General features: G+C 46.6%; 16 protein-coding genes. 6 read left to right on the top strand and 10 right to left on the bottom strand.

The features are described 5' to 3' along the window. The first annotated feature begins 25 nt into the window (after positions 1 to 25). Positions 26 to 238 carry a protein IsiD gene (gene isiD, locus QUB30_RS10970; protein ID WP_006632739.1) on the top strand — a complete coding sequence of 71 codons (213 nt, stop codon included), beginning with the start codon at positions 26 to 28 and terminating at the stop codon, positions 236 to 238. Positions 239 to 493: 255 nt separating this feature from the next. Then, on the top strand, positions 494 to 1693 hold the full coding sequence (gene coaBC, locus QUB30_RS10975) for a bifunctional phosphopantothenoylcysteine decarboxylase/phosphopantothenate--cysteine ligase CoaBC (protein ID WP_333333062.1): 1200 nt from the start codon (positions 494 to 496) through the stop codon (positions 1691 to 1693). A 16-nt stretch (positions 1694 to 1709) separates the two neighbouring features. Here coaBC and QUB30_RS10980 read toward each other — a convergent pair whose 3' ends face one another. Continuing rightward, complete coding sequence (locus tag QUB30_RS10980; protein WP_333333064.1) at positions 1710 to 2105, bottom strand: transcriptional regulator; 396 nt, start codon at positions 2103 to 2105, stop codon at positions 1710 to 1712. After that, positions 2077 to 2421 carry a type II toxin-antitoxin system RelE/ParE family toxin gene (locus QUB30_RS10985; protein WP_333333066.1) on the bottom strand — a complete coding sequence of 115 codons (345 nt, stop codon included), beginning with the start codon at positions 2419 to 2421 and terminating at the stop codon, positions 2077 to 2079. The genes QUB30_RS10980 and QUB30_RS10985 overlap by 29 nt, the downstream gene beginning before the upstream one ends. A gap of 150 nt (positions 2422 to 2571) precedes the next feature. Between QUB30_RS10985 and QUB30_RS10990 the strand changes: the two genes are divergently transcribed. Then, entirely contained in the window at positions 2572 to 3045 is a 474-nt protein-coding gene (locus QUB30_RS10990) for a hypothetical protein (protein WP_333333068.1), read from the top strand. A gap of 73 nt (positions 3046 to 3118) precedes the next feature. Here the strand turns inward: QUB30_RS10990 and QUB30_RS10995 are convergent, their stop codons facing one another. The 5 genes from QUB30_RS10995 to QUB30_RS11015 form a co-directional block, all read right to left on the bottom strand. After that, positions 3119 to 3454 (bottom strand): transcriptional regulator, encoded by a 336-nt coding sequence (locus QUB30_RS10995; protein ID WP_333333070.1) that lies wholly within the window; start codon positions 3452 to 3454, stop codon positions 3119 to 3121. Beyond that, positions 3426 to 3770, bottom strand: coding sequence for a type II toxin-antitoxin system RelE/ParE family toxin (locus tag QUB30_RS11000; RefSeq protein ID WP_333333072.1), 345 nt, complete (start codon positions 3768 to 3770; stop codon positions 3426 to 3428). The genes QUB30_RS10995 and QUB30_RS11000 overlap by 29 nt, the downstream gene beginning before the upstream one ends. Before the next feature lie 53 nt (positions 3771 to 3823). Next, positions 3824 to 4894, bottom strand: coding sequence for an aromatic ring-hydroxylating dioxygenase subunit alpha (locus tag QUB30_RS11005; protein WP_333333074.1), 1071 nt, complete (start codon positions 4892 to 4894; stop codon positions 3824 to 3826). Beyond that, positions 4894 to 5580, bottom strand: coding sequence for a class I SAM-dependent methyltransferase (locus QUB30_RS11010; protein ID WP_333333076.1), 687 nt, complete (start codon positions 5578 to 5580; stop codon positions 4894 to 4896). The genes QUB30_RS11005 and QUB30_RS11010 overlap by 1 nt, the downstream gene beginning before the upstream one ends. A gap of 440 nt (positions 5581 to 6020) precedes the next feature. Beyond that, a complete protein-coding gene (locus tag QUB30_RS11015; RefSeq protein ID WP_445300479.1) occupies positions 6021 to 8021 on the bottom strand; it encodes an FAD-dependent oxidoreductase in 2001 nt (666 codons plus the stop codon). A gap of 293 nt (positions 8022 to 8314) precedes the next feature. Between QUB30_RS11015 and QUB30_RS11020 the strand changes: the two genes are divergently transcribed. Then, positions 8315 to 8539 (top strand): hypothetical protein, encoded by a 225-nt coding sequence (locus QUB30_RS11020; RefSeq protein WP_333333078.1) that lies wholly within the window; start codon positions 8315 to 8317, stop codon positions 8537 to 8539. 344 nt (positions 8540 to 8883) lie between these two features. On the opposite strand, the gene QUB30_RS11025 is transcribed toward QUB30_RS11020, so the two are convergent. Next, a complete protein-coding gene (locus QUB30_RS11025; RefSeq protein ID WP_333333080.1) occupies positions 8884 to 9030 on the bottom strand; it encodes a hypothetical protein in 147 nt (48 codons plus the stop codon). Positions 9031 to 9147: 117 nt separating this feature from the next. On the opposite strand from QUB30_RS11025, the gene QUB30_RS11030 reads away from it, so the two are divergent. Together QUB30_RS11030 and QUB30_RS11035 are read left to right on the top strand one after the other, a co-directional pair. Next, on the top strand, positions 9148 to 10407 hold the full coding sequence (locus QUB30_RS11030; RefSeq protein ID WP_333333082.1) for a CHAT domain-containing protein: 1260 nt from the start codon (positions 9148 to 9150) through the stop codon (positions 10405 to 10407). A gap of 128 nt (positions 10408 to 10535) precedes the next feature. Further along, on the top strand, positions 10536 to 12623 hold the full coding sequence (locus QUB30_RS11035) for a hypothetical protein (RefSeq protein ID WP_333333084.1): 2088 nt from the start codon (positions 10536 to 10538) through the stop codon (positions 12621 to 12623). A gap of 58 nt (positions 12624 to 12681) precedes the next feature. Here QUB30_RS11035 and QUB30_RS11040 read toward each other — a convergent pair whose 3' ends face one another. Both QUB30_RS11040 and QUB30_RS11045 read right to left on the bottom strand, forming a co-directional pair. After that, on the bottom strand, positions 12682 to 13626 hold the full coding sequence (locus QUB30_RS11040; RefSeq protein ID WP_333333086.1) for a hypothetical protein: 945 nt from the start codon (positions 13624 to 13626) through the stop codon (positions 12682 to 12684). A gap of 9 nt (positions 13627 to 13635) precedes the next feature. Next, positions 13636 to 15246 carry a glycosyltransferase family 39 protein gene (locus QUB30_RS11045; protein ID WP_333333089.1) on the bottom strand — a complete coding sequence of 537 codons (1611 nt, stop codon included), beginning with the start codon at positions 15244 to 15246 and terminating at the stop codon, positions 13636 to 13638. Position 15247 lies beyond the last annotated feature (1 nt).

Here is a 15247-nt window from a genome sequence, read left to right on the forward strand (position 1 = left end):
CGGAAGTCTCGGGCAGGGGAAAAAAATGAAAACTTTAACCAAAGCATCGCGCGATATTGCTGTACTTACTTCTCAGGACGTGGCAGAATTGGCTGTCCGTTTGGAAGTTGACGATTATACAGATCCTTTTGAGGGATTGAATGATTGGCATTTGTTGCGATCGCTTGCCTTTCAGCGGCCGGAGCTGGTTGAACCTTATCTCCACCTTCTGGATATGGAAGCCTACGACGAAGCATAGACTTAAAAATCTAGCTGAAAAATTTCGACGGAATTGAGGAAGAAGTTAGCAGCATATTTTGTTGCAGATTAAACAGATGAGTGAGGGATTTGAGTCTGTTGTTATCTTAATTTCTTTCTTGATTCTTTTTTATGATAAAATGACACCCGTTTCAAAAAAGAATGTGAATGTAGGCCAGCTCTCAACCCTGGTATTCATCAGTCATTCCCAATTTAAAATCTAAAATCTAAAATCTAAAATCTAAAATGGTATGACATGAAGGGCAGACGAATTTTAATCGGCGTTAGTGGCGGGATTGCGGCTTACAAAGTTTGCGAAGTAGTTTCCACTTTAGCGAAAGCTGGATCTGAAGTTAAAGCTATTCTTACTGATGCGGCCGCAGAGTTTGTAACGCCTTTGACTTTTGCTACTCTTTGCCGCCATCCTGCTTTTACTGACAAAGATTTTTGGCAAGCAAATCACGGCCGCCCCCTGCACATTCAACTGGGAGAATGGGCGGAAGTTTTTGTTATTGCTCCTTTGACAGCTAATACTTTGGCTAAGTTGGCGGGGGGTTTTGCTGATAATTTGCTGACTAATACTGTCTTAGCTTCTACTTGCCCAATTTTGCTGGCACCGGCGATGAATACGGATATGTGGGAACAGCCGGCGGTGCAGCGGAATTGGCGGGAAGTGTTGACTTATCGGCGCTATCATGCTGCGAATCCGGGGGCGGGAATGCTGGCGTGCGATCGCGCGGGTGTCGGCCGGATGGCAGAACCTGGTGAGATTTTGCCTCATATTGAATCGCTGTTGTATGCGAAGGGCGATCGAGATTTAGCGGGGCTTCGGGTGTTGATCAGTGCGGGAGGAACGCGGGAACACCTCGATCCGGTGCGGTTTATCGGCAATCCTTCCACGGGCAAAATGGGCATAGCTTTAGCGCAAGCTGCACAGCACCGCGGCGCTACAGTGACGCTGGTACACAGTATAACTGGCGAATTGCCGATCTCAGGTGTGCGGGCGATCGCAGTTACCAGTGCACGAGAAATGCGGCAGGCGATGGTGCAATGCTTTCACGATGCGGATTTGACGGTGATGGCGGCGGCGGTAGCGGATGTGAAACCGGCTGAGTACAGCAGTGAGAAATTGCCGAAGCGATCGCTTCCGAATAGTTTGCCTTTGGCACCGGTAGCGGATATTGTGGCAGAGTTGGGAAATTTGAAACAGCCGCACCAAAAATTAATCGGGTTTGCAGCACAAACTGGGGATATTGTCAAGCCGGCTGTGGAGAAATTGCGGGCGAAGAAACTAGATGTAATTGCCGCAAACCCGATCGATCGAATAGGTGCAGGTTTCGGCAGCAATACCAATCAAGCAATATTAATTAATGCCGCCGGCAAGCAAGTAGAAATAGCACCTTGCAGCAAGCTAGAAATGGCTCACCGATTGTTAGATTTTGTGAGGGAAGGGTGAGCGCGCGATTTACTCATTAACTGGGATTAATTACTACTGGTTCGGGCGATAATCCTGATTCCCCCAAATCCTTTGATTCCGAGTCAGCCGACAACTCACTATCTGCGACAGTAATTTCTAGTTTAAATCCTAATGCTTCGAGCAATTCTACAAAGCTGTAAATTTCCGAACCGCCACTTGCTGTCAGCATCTTGTCGAGTTTTTCGTGATGCTGTTTTGCTGACTCCGAAAGAGCATTCATCCTGATTCTAGCCTCAATAACCTTTCTGATGGCATTTCTCAAAAGTGCGGGTTCAGGGTCTTTTTCTTCCAAAATAGCGCCGATAAAACCAGCAGCTTCTTCCGGCTCTTTGAGAGATTCAATTAGGTACTCGCGGTAGCTATCACTTGTCGGTGCTTTCACGTTTTTCATAATCTGTCCAGTATTCTATAGCTTGTCGAATGTCCTGTTCTTGGGTGCTTTTATCCCCAGCTATGAGGATTACCACAATTGTCAAGCCGACTTGTCCGAAGTAGAGGCGGTAGCCCGGGCCATAATTAATTCTGAGTTCAAAAACTCCTTGTCCCACTGACTTGAAATCTCCGAGATTACCTTGCTCAACTCGGTCAAGCCTAGATTTGATTCTAACTCTAACATTCCGATCGCGGAGGGCATCAAGCCACTCGGTGAATGGTGCCCTACCCTCTGCTGTAGTGTAACGTCGAATTTCCCTGGGTTGTACTTCCATGATTTTATCGTACTTGATTAACAATTTCTATCGTAGGGCGATCGACAGTGCATTAAGTGGGCAAATCATACTTAAGACAGAGGCATTTGCTCGACAAAATAGTAAACCTTGTTTGAGGAAACAAAGTTTAAATCAAACAGGGCATTGTGAATGAATTTTAAATCGATCGCAAAAACCAATCTACTATTCGGCAGCCTGATAATTAGCCTCGGATTGCAAGCACTTCCAGCCACAGCGCAATCAGTCACCGACGCGCAAGTTTCCGCCCTCGTAGAAGCAATGCGACAAGCCGCCCCGCCACAAGCAGCAAATGACGGAATGTACAGTCAGTGGCAAGTTTTACCGGGCAATATTTCCCGCTGGGCAAAATTCTGTACCAAACAAGATTTAACACCCCAACAATTTGAAGCCGACGCGACAAAAGCCAAATCAATTGTTACCTGTATCGTGAGCGATTTGCTGCGCGACGAATACAAAGCTAGCAGCAACAATGAATTAACCGCTGTACGCCGCGCCGCTTGCTGGTGGATGACAGGGGACTCCGCAGCTTGCAAAAGTGGCGCAACTGCTACTTATGCGGATAAGGTTGTCAGCGTTTACCAGCAGCAGCGGCCTAAAAAGTAAAGTTTTTGCTGCGGAATTTAGATTTTTTTACCGCTGATGCACGCGGATTAACGCAGATGAATTGCGCTCGGTTTCATTCCCCGATCGCCAATTCATCTTCTTTTAAAGTAACTCTTAGTCTAAATCCTAGCGCATCCAATAACGCGATCAAAGTGTAAAGTTCAGAAGCGCCACTTTCCGAAAGCATTTTATCGAGTTTCTCGTGATGTACTTGAGCTTGCTTTGAAAGATTGTTCGCCAGCAAACGTGCATCAATTACGTCTTGAATTTCCGCCCGCAGCAGTTGAGAATCCGGTGATTCTGCTTCTAAAGCCACACTCAGGTAAGCCGCAGCTTCTGCGGGGTTTTTTAGAGATTCAATTAGTGCATTCAGCCAGCTATCACTGGTTGGCGCTATCACGTTCTTCATATTCTGCCCAATACTCCTTAGCCTTGAGAATGTCTCTATCTTGAGTGCTTTTATCGCCCCCGCAGAGGAGAAGCACAATTGTTAATCCGATTTGTCCGAAGTAGACGCAGTAGCCTGGCCCCCAGTCAATTCTAAGTTCAAAAACCCCTCCTCCTACTGAGCGATAATCTCCCAGATTGCCAAGACTTACTCGTCTCAGCCTATTGTTAATTTTAGCTCTGGTATTGCGATCGCGCAGGGAATCTATCCACTCAGCAAAAGGAACTCTGCCATCACTTATAATATAACGCCGAATTTCCCTCGGTTGTACTTCCATGATTTTTGTGAAATATACATATTAGCCTGGGCAGATTTCAATCTGTGACTGAATTATTCATTTTCCGCCTGACTTCTCATCAACTTTTGCACGCTAGCTAAAGCCCGATTTAATTCATAATTTTTTCTTTCTGAATTATGCAAAAAAGCCTGCTGTTCTTCTTCAATCATTAACACATCCTGCCGCACCAAACCATCTAATAATTTTTGAGCAGCACCGAAACAACTATCTTTGATAAACTTGCGAAACCATACAGGCAATTTGTGCAGCCGCCAAAACGCATTTAATGAGGTAAAGTGAATTAAATAAGCCCGAGTTGCTGTCTCGCTCACCGGACAAACCAAGCAGTAAATCTTAAAGTCGCTCCCCAAAGTTGAAACCCAGTGCGGGTAAACATAACTCACCTCTAGCGGTTCCGGGTGCAGTCGGCGCAGAGACTTAAAAAACAACTGAGAAATTGACCAAATTTTATCTATTTTGTAATAACTTTGTGCCTGATAGCTAGCAGTTACTTGATGCTCGTTTTCTTCTAAAGTATCTAACACCGGATTTGCCCAAGCTTGCCAATCATCGTGCAAGTGTCCGTGGTACATATCCATCAAGTTTTCAATTAAAAATGAATAGTGTGCCTGACAGTCGATGACTGAAACTGTGGCAATATAATTTAGATGTTCCCACTCTGGCAATTCCAATAAATCTATTTTTTCGGCTTGGGTTTCGTCGCCGGGAAACAGCCAGATAAAACCGTTTTGTTCTTTGACTGGATAGGAGCGAATTTTGCAGTTAGGTAGCTTTTGATTTTCTGCTAAATAATCGACTTCGGCGCATTCTCCCCTTGCATTTAACCGCCATCCGTGGTAAGCACATTCGATCAAATCGCCTTTAACTTTGCCGTGGCTGAGTTTAACTTGCCGGTGCGGACATCTATCTTCTAAAGCGTTGATTTTACCTGCACTGTCGCGGAAAAGTACGATCGCCCGATTCCAGATTTTTGCAGCTAGCGGCTGAGTTTGCACCTCGGTGCTGCGGGCGATGGCATACCAGCGATCGAGATTAATGCCCAACTGGCGGATATGAGTTTTTTCTCCCCTTGCAGATACCGATTTTATCGCGTTGTTTTGCATTACAAATGTTCCCAAATTACGCCCATAAAACAACCCAATTTTACAAAATAACAGCCCGGAAAGCAACGACCGTAAATTTTTCTAAATCTCCCTTCTGACAAATACCTGTCGCTAGCTAAATGCTTCAACCAGCTTGGCGAAACTCTAAATCTTAATAATCTTGAAGCATTGCGAAATCCGTATTTGGAACAGTCAGGAATAAAATCTCTTGCTGCACCTAATATGTAGCCTACTGTAGCAGGTGTTTCGACTTCCGATATATTATCTAAAAAGACGATTTTTCCGTGCGGATTTAACATTTTTTTAATTGCAGAGAGGGCTGCGGGGAGATTGTGCAAGTGGTGGAAAGTAGCAGCACTAACTATTAAATCAAATTTGCGGTCTAACACTAACTTACTGGCATCCATTTGGATGTATTCGATATTAGGAGCTGAGCGTTTTTGACGGGCTATAGCTAGCATTTTTGCTGATAAATCGACGGCGACTACATTATCGTAATACTGGGCTAATTCAAAAGCAAGAATTCCCGAACCGCAGCCAATATCTAATGCTGCACCTTTGCTAGTCGATAGGTTTTTAATAAAGAAATCATTCTGGCTTTGCAAAGTGGCGGCGAAATCGTATTCTGTTGCAAAAGCATCAAACATTACAGATTTATTGCGAATTTTGCAGTTACTCTTCAGCATCTATTATTGCTTTATACTTATTGACTATTTTAACCGCAGATGCACCCAGCTCAACGCAGATATTTTTTTTCCAAGCTCTGCCTTTTCTTCTCAGCGAAACCACACCCACAAACCATAACTTATCTTAAAAAAAGAATGCAACTGTAGCAAACCTCCAAACCCTTATTGAATCAGTCAGTCGATTTTAGATTTTAGATTTTAGATTTTAGATTTTAGATTTACTCCACAAATGAATCTGGGAGGTTGAAATAGGATAGCAAATTTTTATCTCTCCACGACAGGAGTACGTGGCACGGTATCCATTTTGGGGCGGGTCATTCCCAATTCTTCAATTCTAAAATCTAAAATCTAAAATCTAAAATGGTATGGCTGGGGGCGGTTTTCACCGAGAATAGCAGCCAATAATTGACGATTTATAAAACCCGCCCCCGCTGCAAACCTTAGATTTTTAACACGCCTTCGGGATTCACCGTCAAGAGCGATCGCCTCTGCAAACCCTCCTGATATAAAATAGCATTAGCGGCCAACAAACCGCTGCTCACTGCCCTTTCCATTAAACCGCACGGAAACGGCATTTTCACCCAATCTCCCGCAAACAACAGATTGGGAACAGCGCAGCAAGTCTCCGGTCGTTCTGCATAGCTACCGGGCGGATATCCAGAGAAATTCTTTTGATTTACCAATTCCCGGTGCAGCATATTTGCCTCTTTTAATTCCGGTACAATTTCGTACAATTCTTGCTCAAAAGTAGCAAGCAAAACTTCCTGGTTGGGAAATTCCTTCTCCTTGTAACAATAAGCGTGCAGTTCCACTACACTACCGCCAGTTTTCTGATTCCACTCGATGAACTGATCCTGAATTCGGTGGTAAAGCGTGATGCTGTCAGTCAGTTTGTAGCCGGAAAGCGAACTGAAATTGCTGTGTTCCCAGGGAAATTCGCGATCGAACCAAAAACGGCCCACCGCAAACGGATCGGCTATTTTCAAGCTCTCGATTCGGCTGTGCACCTGCGGATTTACCTCACCGCTGGTCAAACTAAACAAATGCTGCATCCCCGGAACATCGGCCGCAAAAACATAGTAATCAGCCTTCAATGTTTCTACCAATTTTTGCGGCTGCGATTGGTTAACCGCGGCTACTAACTGTATTTCATCTGCTTTTTCATCGACTACCTTAAATCGAGGCAAATCCCGCTGAGCAGGCCCGCTGACAACCCGTCCTTCGGCATCAAAAACTGCTCCGTGACAAGGACAGTGAAATTGACCGTCGTTTTGTTTATGAACTGTGCAGCCTTGGTGAGTGCAGCTCAGAGAGATTGCCTCTTTACCCGACGGTGCAGCGGCAAATACGCTGTCCCCAGCGCCGAAATATTCGGTAGAGTTGCTGTCAGTTAACAGCGCGTTTCGCTTCACCCAAAAAGGTATTTTAGTTTGCACGTCTCCAGACTGGTAAGTCAAAGAATCAATCTGACCGTTTTCCCAGCGAATGTCACTGACTGCGACATCCGTTAATACTTTGCCGCCTTTGCTTTCAATGGCTTTGGCAATAGGCTGCACCAAACTCGTGCCCATATCTTGCCGCGTGCCGTTGAAAGCCAAACCCTCTGGATTTCCGAAAAAGTAAAAGTGGAAAAATTGCATTAATTCTCCCGCGCTCAATTCGTCGGGAGCGTTGAGGCTGGACTTGGCAAAAGGCAGAAAATACAAGTCATAAAGTCCGCGCGGAAATTCACCTTTTACCCAGTCGGCAACTGATATATTGTCGAGACGATCGAAAGTTTTTTGAGTTTGAAAACCGCCGATTTCTCGAAACACTTGCCAGTGAGCGGGTTTTGTCAGATTGATTCCCCACTTGAGCCGATTGGGAGAAGATATCCCCAAGTCAACTATATTCCAGGGAAAAGCTGAATGGTTGGGACGGAAAACTTCGGGTTTGTATTTGCCGTCTCGAAACACAACGGCGTAGGATTCTAAAGATACAAAGTTATCGGTAATTTCTAGTTCTTCAACCACACTTTTGAGGTTGTAATATTGCGGAAAAAAGCCGTGGAAACCGTGTTCCATCATAAAAGTTTCGTTCCCGACTTGTATCGGCCAACTAGCAATTTTGCCGCCGAGTTGGGGCGATTTGTCGAGCAATGTTACGGCGAAACCCCGCTGGGACAGTTCGTAGGCACAGGCGAGCCCGGCCAAGCCTGCCCCTACAACTGCAACGGTTTTGCGCTGATTCAGCATTCGCGGCAAGTCAAGAGAATCTTGCACAAAAATGGTGGGCTCTGGCTTGGAAAATCGAGAGTAGCCCAGCAGCCCGCCTGCGGCACCGACTCCGAGGAATTTGAGGGCGGTTCTTCGAGAAACTGGTTGGGATAGCGGTGAATTGGTTGATTGACTCATCAGCGGTACGCGGTAACGGGCTTTAAACACAAATACGCCATAAGGCATATATCATAGACCGAAAGCAGGATATGTGAAGAAATACTAAGACACATTCCCCAGTCCGATCGCACTTGGCACGGTGCGATCGCACACAATGTATAGCGGAAGGAAGCAGGCTTCAGTTATCGTCGCGAGAGAACCAAGAATCAACAAGGAAAAAGCGATCGACCGCATAGCGTAAAATCCTCTAAATAATTAGGTGTTTTTATTGATAACTTAGGGGTGTGAGTGATATATGCCACACTTATTGGATCGGGAAAAGTGCAATAAATTTTAGAGTTTTTAACCGCAGAACGATCGTGCCACTCAAAAAAATCGAACAACCCGCATTAATTTATGTTGCTCAACTCTGGGCAACCGCCACCAATGATGCTAAAAAATTAGGAGATTTGCGGGCAAAATCTTATGCCAAAAGCAGTCTCAGTGAATTGTACGAAATAACCGGGCAGATATCCGAGGCAAAACAATTAATCAGTCGAGCTTTAAGTAAGTTGGCGCGAAAAAACCTAACTATTTTAAAATAAGTAAATACATAGAATATATCTACTGAAGTAACTCAATATATCGGCGCTCGATTCAGGGTATTCCTCACTCAACACCAAGACAAAACCCGATTCAACTTGAGAACTGCAGATGTGCGACAAAAAGTCAAAGACGCCCGTAGAGATAATGCCGGTTAAATGTACCTGGCTGTTATGTAGAAAACAGGACTTACTTGAAGAAACCGGGTTTTTGCGTAAGTCCTGTTGATGCAAAACTTCTGCCTACTTTACAAAAGTTTACATAAATCGCGAATTTCTTGGCGCGGCGACTCTGTTGGTGCTGGTGTACACACCCTACGGCAGATATCTCCAATTTGTCTTGAATGCTATAATTGTGCGGCGATCGCCAGCACAGTCAAATATTCCCAGCCACATCCCAACTTTTGCCAACTGCTGCCGCCAACTGCGCCCTCAACCGCCCCAAAACCATGCACTATCAATCCCCGCAGCAACGCCAAAAACACGCGACTCATAAAAAAATTAAAAAAGCTATTTTTTACTGTTTGACAGCAATATTTTTCTGCTGGAGCACGGCGAACCTCGCTACAATTGCCCAAAACACAGGCCAGGGCGGGCTTAACGGGCAAGAAATGAGAAATTTACTCGATCGGGGAAACCTCACCGAAGCCGTAACCAGAATCGAACAAGACTGGGAAGAAGACTATCAAAAATACTTTGAACAAGACTTTAGTACCCGTGCGAAAACCGCCCAAGCAATATCAGAAACTCTCTCCCGCCTAGCAGTTCAAACAAAGAAAAAACCAGCTTTAATTTACGCTATCCCGCGTACCGACCAACTAGAATTAATCTTAATATTGCCCGATCGCCCGCCCATTCTCCGCAGCGTCCCGGAAGCCAAACAAGAGAAACTGCTCTCAGCAGTCAAAGAATTCAGCAGCGAAATCACCAACCCCGTAAAAATCAACACCACCAGCTATCTAGAACCAGCCCAACAACTCTACAAATGGATAATTGCACCCCTAGAAACAGATTTGCAAACAGCAAGAATTGAAACCTTGCTGTTCTGCGTCGGCGAAGGTTTGCGAACCGTACCCCTAGCAGCAATGCACGACGGACAGCAATTTCTGATCCAAAAATATAGCCTCGCCCGCATCCCCGCCTTCAAATTCACAGACAGCAATTACACCGACCTCAGAAACGCCCAAGTCCTAGCAATGGGAGCATCAATTTTTTCAGAAACGGCGAACAAAGAACCGCTGCCAGCAGTGCCGTTAGAATTGAGCGCGATCGCCCGACAGTGGCCCGGTCAATCCTTTCTCAACGAAGATTTCACTATAGTAAACTTGCAATCCCAGCGACTGCAACAAAGATACGGAATCATCCACCTTGCCACCCACGCGGAATTCCGCCCCGGAACCCCAAATAACTCCTACATTCAATTTTGGGACACGCAACTTAGACTAGATCAAATGAGAGATTTAAAATGGAACAATCCGCCTCTTGAACTGTTAGTATTAAGCGCCTGCAGAACCGCCTTGGGAGACAAAGAAGCAGAACTCGGATTTGCCGGTTTAGCGCTGCAATCGGGAGCAAAATCAGCCCTCGCCAGCTTGTGGTACGTCAGCGATGCGGGGACTCTAGCCCTGATGAGTGAGTTTTACCAGCAGTTAAAAATCCGCAGGCCAAACGACCCTCCAATGATTAAAGCGGAAGCTCTCAGGCAAGCACAAATTGCCGCGCTATCAGGCAAAGTGACGATCGAAGGCGGTCAACTGCGAAGTGCGCGAGGCGACATTCCCTTGCCCCCGTCCATCCCCAAACTCGACAGCAAAGATTTATCCCATCCCTATTATTGGGCAGCTTTCAGCATTATCGGCAGTCCTTGGTAAGTGGGCCTCTTGACCGACACAGGTGATAGGCTATAAAACATAAAGTAATTCAATGCCTGTAGCTGTCGCTCAACAGCCCGCTGCCAAGTTGTGACGAATCAAGCGGGAGCCTTCAAGGGGAAAGAAAGATGAAAAAATTAGAATTTTTGCTACAGAAAGAGGGCGATCGCGCCTGGTTGCCCCTAGAAACCTCCGACGTGGAAATTCTAGAAGGCAAATACCGTGTGGTTGCTCGCATTCAGCACCCCAACACCGACATCGAAATTCGCGTTACCCATACTTCCTTCGACCAAGGGGCGCAGCGGAAAGTCCAAAGCCGATCGGCCCGCACCAACCCCGAAGGATTAGTCGTGATCATTCCCTACACCAGGCTCAAGCCCGGACTGTGGGAACTCTCCTGCTTGCCAGATCCCAAATCAACACCAGCAAAACCTTGGCAGTACGGCGTTCAGTTGGAAGTATTGCCCGCAGAATCGGAAACTTCCGAACCCCTACCGCCGATCGACCAAACTGAACCCGCAACTTCCGCCGCAGCCCCACAAATTGCCGCACCGGTCGATCGCGCAGCCCCACAAATCGCAGCACCGGTCGATCGCCCCGCACCAACCCAACTCCCACCAGCCGATTCAGCACCGCAGCAGACCAAAATCTACCAATTTCCCATTCCCCAAACCCCCCAACCTAAACCCCACGTCAAACTCGAACTCGTCCTCGATCGAGAAACCTTCGTCACCCAACTCGGTCGCCCCTTAATCATTTCCGGCAAAATCGACATTCCCCAACCCCCCCAAAAAACCAGAAAAACAGCAACTCTCATCCCCGAATCCGAAGCGCTAGAACTCAAGCAACTCATCGGTTCAGCACAACTGCAAATTTACCTGCGCGACCCCCAAACCTCACAAATTCTCGCAGAAATCCAGCAGCCGATGCCAGAACAAGTTCCCCCCTGCATCTTTGGCTGCGTCACCTACATCCCAACCGAGTGCAAAAGCCGCCTAATTTTAGGAGAAGCAATACTTACCAGCGGCAGCATTACCCTAGCCACCAAACTATTCACAATTACAGCCCGTTTAGAGCACCTGCTAGAGGAAATTAAAGACAATTTCATCGAAGAAAAGCATCAAGCCGAACCCTCCCCAACAGCCTCAAAACCGCCTCGCAGCGCCAAAAATGTATCCTTCCTCAAGCTAGTAGAAAAATCTTTAGACCCTCCATCCCCCGCCGAAACCCCAACCGCTGAAGCCCTACCCCCTCTACTGGCTTCACGTCACACCCCAAGTGCCGGCGGCCTAGAACTGCCCGCATTCGGTAACAAACTGCCCGACAGCAGCCGATCGCAATTGCTGTCGGAAATCTCCAATTCGCCTCGAACAGCCGCAGAGTCGATCGACCCACAAACCAAACCCTCAGACATCCCAACTTCCCCTAAAACAGCGGAAATCGGAGCGATAGACCAAAAACCCGAAAACAGCCCCGAATTAGAAACAAGGGCCCCAGAAACCCAGCCAGCACCCACAAAACAGGCATTTCAAACCTTAAACGTCGAAAGTCGATTTTGGTCGCGACTGAGTTCCTTAGCCAGCAACGGCGAATCCCCCGACTGGCTGAAAGCAACCACCCTGTCGCCCACTGCAAAAACCACCGCCAATAGCAGCGAGGCAATTGCCGTTGTCGAAGAAAGCAGCCCCACCCAGCAGCAAGCCGAAACCAGCGAAACAATTTCCGACCCCAAATCCACTAGCCCGGAAGCCAGAGAATTTGTGGTCTTTGACGAACCCCCGCAGCCGAAACAAGTTGCTCAAAAAACCGCAACTGTCGCAGCAGAAGACACTCCCCCGATTCCCTACGTTTTGCCAGAAGACGAGTTAGTACCGATGCCCATTTTGGAATTGCCGCGCGCCGAAATCCTCGCCGGCGGGCCCGTAAAAGTGCAAGTGCAACTCCCGGAATTAATGCCCCGGATTTATGTGAAAGTTTGGGTTTACGATCGGCAAACCTACCTGATTCTCGACGGGCCGCGCTGGATTACCGAATTTAAATCTAACGGGTTGGGAAACGTCCGAGCAAGTATCGAGTTAGAGATTCCCTACGGCTGCATGGAAGTCGAATTTGAGGCGATCGCCGTCGAAATGCAAACTCAGCGGGAAAGCCACAAAGTAAGCGTTCACCGCCAAGTTTTACCCCCAGCCGGGCCAACTTTACCACTCGATGGGTAAGCCCAAATCCGCGTGCATCCGCGTGCATCCGCTGACATCTGCGGTTAAAAAATTCTGCTTACTTCCCCGCCAACTGGCGAAACTTCTTCTTAAACTTATTCTTATACACGTAGATCGATCGCTGTAAATCCTCAACTTGCAGCGACATCTCCGCCGCCAAACCCGTCCGGTTCCAAACATCCTCCTGACACTTGCGGCGACAAAAATTCATCGGTTCCGAGTAAACTTTCCCACTAGATAAAGTTGGCTTCGGCCCGCACCAGTGAATCACAGTCGCCTGAGTGCGATCGGCTCCAGGCCCGCTTTCTTCCACCGGAAAACGCTTCTTCACCAAATCCCGGTCAAAATCCGGCACCAACAACTGCATATCCACACTCTGCACCCGCAGCCGATTTTCTTGGGCCGCCCGGAAAATCATAAAGTTCAAAAACCCCATTTCTCCGTACTTAAATATCCCCGGATTTGCCACCGTAAAATCTAAAATTTCTACGTATTCTTCCAAGCTAAAAACGCCGCGCTTTGCAAAAAAGGTACCAGTGCAGAAATAATTGGCTCGATATTTCGACCAGTTAAAAGTGGGAAAATGCTTCTCAACGCCCGGAATGTCAAAGAAAAATTTTGAAATATCTGCATCAGAATTTTCCTGACAAGGTTGGTCTACAATAAAATCAAATTCTTGAAAATTAGCCAACTTGAGAACATCGCCCCAGACGATCGTATCGGCATCCAAAACCATAAAATTTGACCAAGGACTTTCCCAGAAAGCAATCATTTTAGTTTTTCCCCAACCAAAACTTCTTTTTCTGAGAACCTCTTCAGAAACGGTTGTGCGATCGATCACTCGCACCCCATAAGACTTTTCCAAAGCACTCACAGAAAACGTACCGTCAATCAACAGACAAATCGGCACATCTCCCAGAAAATATCGGATGCTAGCACAGCAACCTTTAGCAAACAGATAATCCTGGTCGCAGCAGGCAATAATAATACCAAAATCTTCCATAAACCCTCACTATTTTACTAACTTGCCTAGCCACAGCGTTTCGGTTTTTTGTTCTGACAGCAGCTCGATTTTTAAGTTTTGCATTTTCGCCAGCTTAGCACTAAACTTTTGCGATCGCCCGTAGACAAAAACATCGCTAAAACCGCTAGGAATATTGGGTATAGTTGGTCTGTCAAACAACAGAGCTCGACGGCGCGCTTCCGGGTCAAGCAACACCAATTGCAGCCGCACTTTCGGTTCTAACAAATGACTCATTGACAGTATATTTCCCAGACTGACTTCCGAGATATCACTGACAAGCAGCGGCTTTGGGGCACGATCGATCCTGCGAGCAATTTCGGGATTTTCCCGGCCCCATTCCTTAGTCCACCAAGTCTCGGCTTGAGAACTAACGGCATTCGACAGCAAGCCGCCCGTTAACAGTACAACTGTCAAAACTTTCCACATTTGCCGTTTCCAGCTTGGCACGCCCAGGGCGGTAATTTTAGTCGCTAACAGGTAAGCAACAGCGATTTGCATCCCCAAATAAGTCGGAAATAGGTAGCGAGCTTTAGTCGATCGGATTCCTCCCAATATAACATCCGGCAGCACGAGTGCCAGTGCTGTCACCGCCATCATCGTCACCACAAACAGCCAAACCTGTTTGCTCGTCTCCGAACACAGAAAATAAACTGCATACCCTACGATTGCCACTAAAATTAAAGTAGCTGCCATTAAAGCAATAAGATATATCGATATAGCATTAGAAGTTAGCCCCAAATCAAAAAAAACGCGACCGATATTTCCGGCCCAATTCTTAACTAAAGATAGCCTCTGACTTTCTAGATTTGCCCAACTTGTAGCCCCGGATGCTGCGCTTTTATTTATCAGTAAAATTACCATCCAAGGCAGAAATGCTAGCAACGACACGGCAATTGCGATCGAGTAACTCACTAGCTTTTTATTCAACGTAAAACCTTGAGTTCCTATTAGATAAATTCCGTGTCCGAACGCAACTAACAAGCTAAATAAATGAGTATAAAATCCCAGAATATTTGCTACTGCGTAAATGCTCCAACTCAGCTTTGTTGGCAGCCGCATTGCTCGTAGCAGAGACGCACAAGAAAGCAAAATCAGCGCCGGCCACAAACTGTAGGGACGTGCTTCTTGAGCGTAAAGCACGTGCAAGGGAGAAACTGCTAGCAATCCCACGGCTATCCACGCAACTTCCGGCGATGCAAACAATTCTCGGCACAGCCAGTACAGGGCAGGAAACGCTAACAAACTCATCCAAACTGAGAAACTTCTGATCGCCGCAGGAGAATCACCGAATAGTTTTGCCCAACACTTGACTGCCAGAAAATACAGTGGTGGCAGTTGAGGTTCTTCTATGGCCAAACTTTTAACAGTATCGCCAAAATTTTTTGTCGCATTCAGGCGCTGATATTTCATCAAATCTTGGGCTGCTACTAACTGACCGCTGCTTATTTCATGAAGAACTTCTGTTTGCGTGTATCCAGAAATCCGCAGGGAAGTAAATGCTTCATCGTACCAATAAAACTTGGTGTCGATGTTGACGAAGCGAAAGAACAATCCTAATAGCAATAATACCACTACTAACAGCCGCAGTTTTGTTTTCATC

The organism is Microcoleus sp. BROC3 (assembly GCF_036702515.1).
Lineage (GTDB): Bacteria > Cyanobacteriota > Cyanobacteriia > Cyanobacteriales > Microcoleaceae > Microcoleus.